The organism is Streptomyces sp. NPDC002206 (assembly GCF_053593595.1).
Genome location: NZ_JBSFCW010000079.1, coordinates 1 through 6,276, shown reverse-complemented (window position 1 = coordinate 6,276; position 6,276 = coordinate 1). Strand labels below are relative to the sequence as shown.

Sequence of the window (6,276 nt, the reverse complement as noted above, 5' to 3'; positions counted from 1 at the left end):
GGCAGAAGCCGTCCGTGACGGCAACCTGCCCGCTACACTCCCACCGCTCGACGTTTCCCCAGGTCAAGCCACAAAGTACTGCTGGAGTACTAGGGAGCGTCTTGGGTTGTGATCAGCTGGTGGTTTGAACGACACAGCCCTGCAAGGGGCGTTGGGCATCAGGGCATCTTCCAGAGCGTCAGCCTGGTGACGTAATCGGGATAGGTGGAGCGCTCGACGACGTCGGTGATTTCCAGCATCGCCAGGTTGCCGTCGGTGGTGACGGTGCACAGCACCCTGCCCTTGCGAAGCGTCGTTGTCAGTTCGTCGCGGTCAAGGTCCGGCGGCAGCACATTGGTCTCGCTCCCCGACCTGCAGGCCTGCGGCGTCGTACCGTCGCTGATGCCCATGGTGGTCAGAAAAACCAGCGGCTTGGAGTAGGCGAAGGAATCGATGTAGTGGATCTCGGTCCCCTCTTCGGCCTCGAAGGCGCCGTTCGAGTTGGCCTTGGGGACGTCCAGGTCCACGTCGCTCCATCTGCCTGGCCGGATTGTGAAAGGTTTCCTTTTGAAGATCACCCTGTAGTCGGCCGCGGCGGTCTGGGTGGGCGATGGCTTGACCGATGTCCCGCCGGTCGGCGCCTGGGTCGACTGCCCCGGCGAGGTGGCCGTCGGGCCACCACTGGGCTGACCGGCTGGCTCGTCCCCGCCGCCCGTCAACGCCGACACGGCAACCGCTGCCACGACGACGGCCGCCACGACGGCACCGATGAGCAGCAGTGCCTGGCGCGAGGCCGACGCGGGCGCCCCGGAACCGGCCGGGTCGTACTGCGGTGAGCGCGGCACGTACGTAGGCAGGTGCCCGGAAGTGGCAGCCGCGACCGGAGGCCTGGGTCGGGGCGGTTGTTTGGAGCTTTGTTCACGGCGGGCGATCTCTGCCGTGAGCGGATCCGGGAGCCAGCGGGTGAAGTCGCGCAGCGGACGGCCGTAGGCCTCTGCGCATAATTCGGCCAGTTCGGCGGGGGTGGGCCGGGAGGCCGGGTCAGCGGCCAGGCAGCGTTCCAGGATGGGCCGCAGCGGTTCCGGGTAGCCGGTCAGGTCCGGGGGCCGGAATTCACTGTTGGCGATCCTGGTGGCCACGGTCAGGGCCGCGCCGTCGCCATAGGGGTGACGGCCGGTCGCCGCGACCGCCGCGACCAGGCCCAGCGAGAAGACATCGGTTGCGGGGCTCAGGGCCACGCCGTTGACGTGCTCGGGTGACATGTACTGGGGCGTTCCGATGAGCCCCCCACTGCAGGTGAGCTGAGTGGCGTCGGCGGCCCGTGCGATTCCGAAGTCGATCACCCAGGGCCCGCTGGCGCCCAGCAGGATGTTGCTCGGCTTCAGGTCGCGGTGGATCACACCGGCTGCGTGCACAGCGTGCAGTGCTTCCGCCACGCAGCTGACGAATTGCAAGGCCGATGGCAACGGCAATGGCCCGTACACGACCATCGCCTCGTCGAGCGACAACCCCGGGACGAAGGTGGTGGCCAGCCACGGCAGGCTCCCGGTCGTGTCATGATCGACGACCGGGACGACGTGGTAGCCCTGCACCCGACGTGCGGACTGGACCTCCTGCTGGAAGCGGCGCCGGAACTCCTCGTCCTGCGCATACTCCCGGCGGATCACCTTCAGCGCGACCGGCTGGTTGCCGCGGGTGTACGAGAGGTAAACCGCGCCCATACCACCCTCGCCGATCCTGGCGACCAGGCGGTAATCGGCCACGTCTCGCGGGTCCTCGGGGCGCAGTGGCCCCAAATAGCCGGTGGAATCGATGGCGTTGATACCGATCACCCTCCCCCAGTGACGCTCCCGACAGCTCTCTGCTACCGGCGTACGGGACATTGTGAGGAGCAGGAGGGCCCTTGGGGTAGTGGCTCCGCACGTGCAGTCGCTCGCTCAGATTAAGGAGCGGTGGAGTACGCCGCGCGTACACCCGCCGTACGGACGACTTCGGCAGCGTGGGGGCATGAACGGAGAGCGACTGTCGTCCGTGGACGAGCTCATGGCACTGCTGGCCGACTGCGAGGATGCCTGGGATACCCCAGACCGCTCAGGCGACCCGGTGGACATCCTCGACCATGGCCTGCAGGTTGCGGCGGTCCTCGCCGAGCGGTACCCCGACGACGAGGAGCTGCAGGTCGCCGGGCTCGTTCACGACATCGGTCACCACCTGCTGCCCGGCGACGAGGCCGGCCACGGCGAGCACGCCGCGGCGGCCGTCGTCGGTCTCCTCGGCGCCCGGGTCGCCCGCCTGGTCGCCCTCCACATCCCCGCCAAGCGCTACTTGGCCGCCACTGATGCGCACCTCGTGCTTTCCGCGGAGAGTGCCCGCACCCTCGGCTGCCAGGGCGGCGCCATGACGTCGGAGGAAGCCGCCATCTTCGAGGCGGACCCCGACTCCACGGCGGCCGTCGCGCTGCGCCGCGCCGACGATGCGGGCAAAGTCGTGGGCCTGCGCGTGCCGGGTCTGGACTGCCGGCGTCCAGCGGTGGAGCGCGTGGCCGCGGCAGCGGCGCGAGACGGGGCCGCGTAGGTGGGAACGGGGGTTCTGGGGCCGAATGGGTGACCTTGGCGGCCGTTGCTCGTTGGGAATGAGACGATCCGCGTCACCGACACCGGCGAGGTCAGCATCAAACTGCCCGTTCCGCTCGCGCACCTGGCCAATGCCAAGCACGGCCGGTACGTCCTCGCCTCCACCGTGGCGTTCGCGCACCGGGGTGCGGAGTGGGCCGACCGCATCGCCGCGAACCGGGGCCGTGGCCTACCGCATCCACCTCGATACGGAGCGAGGCCGCTGGTACCTCACCGCATCCTGGCAACGCCCCGTCATCCAGACCATCCCGCTGGAGACCGCCCGCGCCCGGGGCGTGATCGGCGTGGATACCAACGCCGACCACTTCGCCGCCTACCGGCTCGACCGGCACGGCAACCCGGTCGGTGCCCCGCACCGCTTCCCCTACGACCTGTCCGGTTCGGTCGGTCACCGAGATGCACAGATCCGCCATGCCCTGACCCGGTTGATCAACTGGGCGCGGGGTGTCGGGGGCACTGCGATCGGCATCGAAGACCTCGACTTCACCGAGAAGACCCGCGAGAAGCACAGCCACCGGAAGCGGTTCCGGCAGCTCATCTCCGGCATGCCCACCGGGAAGCTGAAGGCCCGGCTGGTCTCGATGACCGCCGAACAGGGCCTGAGCGTTGTCGCGGTCGACCCGGCCCGTACCAGCCTGTGGGGTGCCCAGCACTGGCAGAAACCGCGGGCCACCCCCCACCGCACCATGTCCCGCCACGATGCGATGCCGCCGGCATCGCGATCGGACGACGCGCTCCGGTGCACGAGCGTGTACGAGCTACTCGGCGCAGCCTCAGTATGTTCTGCGGCGCAGGCTCCGCACGAAGAGCGGCACCGACAACAGGAGCAGGGCTCCTTCGACAGCCAGGCTGACCAGCCCGAGCGGCTCCGTCCAATTGCCGATGTCGTCGCTGTAGTTGGGCAGTCCCGGACCCCTGGAGAGGATGTAGCCCAGCAGAGGACCGACGGAGACCAGGGCTGCCAGCAGCCATCCCAGTCGGACGAGGCCGATGAGGAGCAGCACGGCGGCGACCACGGCCGCGATCTCCAGGACGTGGTAGGCGACGCCGATGTAGTAGGGGTCCCTCGTTGCAGTGATGCCACCTTGGTCCACGACATGGATGGCGGCCACCGCGAGGCACAGCAGGGCTCCCGCCCACCTGGCCACCCAGGTAGCCTCCGGCGCCCTCGCGGTGTGGTGTGACATGCGGAGGTACCTTCTCCTTCCTTCAGCGGGCGTGCCTGCCGCGCCGCGATCCCATCTGCCCGGTTGACTCCTGAACAGGCAGCGCGTCGCACTTGAGTCAGATCCCAGCCTCAGCGGGCGGCTGCCCGCTGTCGCCCCCGACAGTGCAGACGAGTGACACAGAAGAGGGACCGTCGCGGACGGCGCTCCTCCACCAGCAGCCCGGGCGTCCACGGCGTTGGGACTCCGCAGGCCGGCGGGCAAAGCGCCGTTGCCGCGCAAGGGCACCGACCCCAACGCCACTGGTGACGGATGCTGCACCAGCCAGGCCACCGAAACCGCCTCGGCGTCAGCCGGTTGCAGCTGCGGCTGACCGACAGTTTGCGGGCGCGCGGCAGTGGTTGCTGTACAGCAGCGGAGTACAGCGACCACGGCGGCCGCAGCCGACCTCCAGTGGCCTTTGACAACCCCATGACCAGCGTCCTGGACCGCAATGACCTTGCAGCCGAGAGTTCGGGACGAAGAGGTCCGCGCCCCATCCTCCACGACGGTTGCCAAGCTTGTGTCCAGCCTGACCGTTCAGGAGCAAGTGCAGGACCAGGCGTAGGCGATGAATAGGGCAGCCACGGCAAACGTGGCAGCCGCCACGCCAGCCAGTCGCCCGCGCCGCCCTGGCCTGGCGGGACGAAGCAGCTCCCAGCCGCCATAGCCGAGGGCGGTGGGTCAGGCCGCCGAGCGGTGCCATGACCAATCCTCACAGTCGTTCGTACAGTGGCGCGTTCCACCTTGACGCCCTGAACCACGCCCGCTCCACGGTATGTGGGCCGAAGACGGACGGGATGGAAGCGGGGGTGGGTTGAGGTGGAGGAGTCTGCGCGGGCCGCGCTCACCCCATCGACCTAGCGGGTTGAGTCGGGAGTGCGCTGCGAGGCGGCCAGGACCCAGGCGGCGAAGGCTTCGACTCCGTCTACGACTGCCTCGAAGCGCGGGGAGTGGAAAATGTCGAACGCGTGCTGCCCGCTGGGCAGTTCAGCGTAGACGACGGTGCTGTCCGAGGTGCGGCGCAGTTGGTCGACGAAGTTCCGGGCGCCCTCGATGGTCGCCAGCGCGTCCTTGGTGCCGTGGGCGATGAGGAACGGCGGCGCACCGGGGTGGATGTATCCCTGTGGCTGGAGCGGGGGCGGCGGCTCGTCCGGCGCATCGCCGAAGTAGTGGCCGTAGTAGCCGTAGAGGCAGATCGCCGCGGTGACCGAGGTGTCGACCGACTCGAATCCGGGCTGGAACACCGGGTCGTTCGGCGTGAGCGCGCACAGGGCCGCCAGGTTGGAGCCGGCGGAGCTGCCCGCCACGAACAGCCTCGACGGATCGGCGCCGTACTCGGGGGCGTGCTCGCGGAACCAGGCGATAACCTTCTTGGCGTCGATCTGGTGGCCGGGGAAAGTGGTCTGGGGCCGCAGCCGGTAGTTGGCGCTGATGCACACCCACCCCTGGCTGGCGAGCCGGTAGAGCAGGGGCCGTGCCTCGCGGTTCTTCGCTCCGCTGGTGTAGTGGCCGCCGTGGAAGTAGATCAGGACCGGCGCGTTCTGCGGTGTGTCGCGGCGGCGGTAGATGTCGAGGAGATTCCGGCGGCCGGCGTCCCCGTAGCTGATGTTGGGGATCCGCTGCACGTCACGCCGCCGCATCAGGCCGGGCAGCAGCAGAATGCGGGCCCAGGGCCGGTGGCGGCGCAGCGGTACGTGCACACGATCCCGCCAGCCGGGCCCGAGGCCCTGCTCAAGAGCCCGCCCGACCACCCGATCCGTGCGCAGGCCCCGCCAGGCGGAGACAGCAAGGCCGACGGTGACGACGGCGGCCACCGCGACCGTCACCTTGGCGCCCGGTGACTCCAGATCACCCTCGGCGGCGGCCAGTGCCGTGGAGGCCACCAAGACATAGATGCCCACGAATGGCACCTCGTTGAGGCCCAGGCCGAACCAGAAGCTCATGGTCGCCAGTGGCCGGGGCCGGCGTGGCGCGACAACGGCGAAGAAGGTGCACCAGGCGAAGAGCGCGGTCGTCGCCACGTATCCCATCGGCATGTCCACGAAGGTACCACCGTCAACTCTGGGCAGTTTCTTGGGATTTCCCCGCCCAGCCCCGCCGCCGCAGGTCACTCACTCGTGAAGATCCAACGAACCCGGTTCAACATCAGCGCACACACGCGTACTCGGCGCCGATGGGAGGGCGTGCCGTGCGGGTGCGGCTGGATCTGATCCGGCCTCCCCGGACCGGCAGCTGAGCCGGACAGTAGCCGGACAGCAGGTTGACCCAGGTGGCCCTCGGATCGCATCCGGGGGCCACCCGTCCGGGTACTCCACCCGTTCGGAAGGAGATGCAGGGCAAGCTCTAACGGGACACCCCCTCAGCTTGGCGTTTAACCTCGCTGGGCTTGGTGTTCCTTGATCGATTCGGCGCGTTTGATGGTCTTGCCGACGTCGTGGCGCCTGGCCCGTTGCTTG

General features: G+C 68.8%; 4 protein-coding genes and 1 pseudogene. 2 read left to right on the top strand and 3 right to left on the bottom strand.

Annotated elements, in window-relative coordinates; translation table 11 throughout:
• Nucleotides 1-158: 158 nt before the first annotated feature.
• The gene (locus ACWCP8_RS40995; protein ID WP_451121638.1) at nt 159-1,742 is read right to left on the bottom strand and encodes a serine/threonine-protein kinase; all 1,584 of its coding nucleotides are present in this window, start codon (nt 1,740-1,742) and stop codon (nt 159-161) included.
• A 244-nt stretch (nt 1,743-1,986) separates the two neighbouring features.
• Here ACWCP8_RS40995 and ACWCP8_RS40990 point away from each other — a divergent pair, with 244 nt between their 5' ends.
• Both ACWCP8_RS40990 and ACWCP8_RS40985 read left to right on the top strand, forming a co-directional pair.
• On the top strand, nt 1,987-2,553 hold the full coding sequence (locus tag ACWCP8_RS40990; protein WP_352271820.1) for an HD domain-containing protein: 567 nt from the start codon (nt 1,987-1,989) through the stop codon (nt 2,551-2,553).
• A gap of 54 nt (nt 2,554-2,607) precedes the next feature.
• Nucleotides 2,608-3,375 (top strand): annotated as a pseudogene (locus ACWCP8_RS40985) (IS200/IS605 family accessory protein TnpB-related protein); the annotation flags it as partial.
• A 10-nt stretch (nt 3,376-3,385) separates the two neighbouring features.
• On the opposite strand, the gene ACWCP8_RS40980 reads toward ACWCP8_RS40985, so the two are convergent.
• Nucleotides 3,386-3,799, bottom strand: a complete 414-nt coding sequence (locus ACWCP8_RS40980; protein ID WP_352271822.1) for a hypothetical protein — start codon at nt 3,797-3,799, stop codon at nt 3,386-3,388.
• 878 nt (nt 3,800-4,677) lie between these two features.
• Nucleotides 4,678-5,856: an alpha/beta hydrolase gene (locus ACWCP8_RS40975; RefSeq protein ID WP_451121636.1), complete on the bottom strand. Its 1,179-nt coding sequence runs from the start codon at nt 5,854-5,856 to the stop codon at nt 4,678-4,680.
• Between the last annotated feature and the right edge of the window lie 420 nt (nt 5,857-6,276).

Bases quoted from the DNA above. Each gene is read 5' to 3' on its own strand.
- ACWCP8_RS40990 (WP_352271820.1), top strand. From the start codon at position 1,987: ATGAACGGAGAGCGACTGTCGTCCGTGGACGAGCTCATGGCACTGCTG.
- ACWCP8_RS40980 (WP_352271822.1), bottom strand. From the start codon at position 3,799: ATGTCACACCACACCGCGAGGGCGCCGGAGGCTACCTGGGTGGCCAGG.
- ACWCP8_RS40975 (WP_451121636.1), bottom strand. From the start codon at position 5,856: ATGCCGATGGGATACGTGGCGACGACCGCGCTCTTCGCCTGGTGCACC.